Source organism: Sphingobacterium sp. MYb388, assembly GCF_037479535.1.
In the GTDB taxonomy this organism is placed as follows: Bacteria; Bacteroidota; Bacteroidia; order Sphingobacteriales; family Sphingobacteriaceae; genus Sphingobacterium; species Sphingobacterium anhuiense.
In genome coordinates this window covers 1-690 of sequence record NZ_JBBGYV010000028.1, presented here as the reverse complement: position 1 = coordinate 690, position 690 = coordinate 1, and the positions used below count along the sequence as shown (strand labels likewise).

The window sequence follows — 690 nt, the reverse complement described above, 5'->3', positions numbered from 1 at the left end:
AGCAAAGGAAGTGGCATGGGAGTTGGGATTTGAAACGGATAGTTATTTTAACCGCTTTTTTAAGAAATATACTGGTGAAACTCCGAAGGAATTCCACAGAAAACAGTTTCAAGGTAAAATAGAATAACTGCTGACAAATCATATTTGTCAACAGTTACTTCATTTGTTATTTTGCGTTATTTTTTAGGTAAAAATTCCATCGTATTATAACGGTCATAAACCATTCCGAGTGCGATATCGTCAGCAATTTCTTTACCGTTTATCAATTCAATAGCTTGAAGAGCCACATCCATACCAGAAGTGACACCGGCGCCAGTTAAAAACTTGCCATCCACTACAAATCGAGTTTTTTCCTGCACTTTTATTTTAGGGTGCGATCTCAGTTCATCAATTGACCAGTGATGCGTAGTTGCAGATCGCCCATCGAGCAGACCAGTATTTGCCAATATAAGTCCACCAGTACAGACAGACATTGTCATTTGGGTTTTTTCATTCTGTGAGACAATCCAATTCATCATTTTTTTATCTGCAGAGATCGTTTTGACAATCTCAGGAGATGTTCCAGGGATGACCAATATATCTGATTGTGGAGCATCGTATATGCTGTATTTAGAAACTAGGTTTACTGTTCCACCGTCCATGATTATATTTTTATTGGCTGTTGCCGATACGGTGTAAATATTATAGTTA

2 protein-coding genes are annotated in these 690 nt (G+C 37.5%); one reads left to right on the top strand and one right to left on the bottom strand.

Annotated features, from left to right (window positions below; all coding sequences use genetic code 11):
* The first annotated feature begins 10 nt into the window (after window positions 1–10).
* Complete coding sequence (locus WH188_RS26230; protein WP_339424889.1) at window positions 11–127, top strand: helix-turn-helix domain-containing protein; 117 nt, start codon at window positions 11–13, stop codon at window positions 125–127.
* A gap of 49 nt (window positions 128–176) precedes the next feature.
* Here WH188_RS26230 and WH188_RS26225 read toward each other — a convergent pair.
* On the bottom strand, window positions 177–690 hold a 514-nt coding region (locus tag WH188_RS26225; RefSeq protein ID WP_339424887.1), incomplete at its 5' end, for a DJ-1/PfpI family protein.